Origin of the sequence: Acetobacter sp. DmW_043 (assembly GCF_002153485.1) — a bacterium.
GTDB classification, from domain to species: Bacteria; Pseudomonadota; Alphaproteobacteria; order Acetobacterales; family Acetobacteraceae; genus Acetobacter; species Acetobacter thailandicus.
On the sequence record NZ_JOMN01000108.1, the window covers coordinates 1 to 296 of the forward strand.

At 55.1% G+C, this 296-nt stretch carries 1 pseudogene; it reads right to left on the reverse strand.

The features are described from left to right. Positions 1–296: pseudogene (locus HK11_RS12435) on the reverse strand (hypothetical protein); the annotation flags it as partial.

Genomic DNA, 296 nt, shown 5'->3' on the forward strand with positions numbered 1-296 from the left:
CACGGAAAGATTTCAGACCATCAGACTGCGCCCAGAGGGCACAGACCAGCTTTTTAAGAGCCAGGAGGTCAGCACCCTGACGTTCTGCCATGCGCCGGGCCTGTGCACTGTAGGCAGAGCGTGGTTTCTCCTGCGCTGTGGCCGGTATGAGGGATTTAATCTGCTCTGCCTCACGATCCCTGCCTTCCTGCTCAAGAGCTTTGACAATCGAACGGTCATGACGTCCGGCAACAAGAGCATGCCCCAGCCTGATTTCTTCCAGTCTTGCCAGTTTCTCTAACCGTATCCAGCTAAAA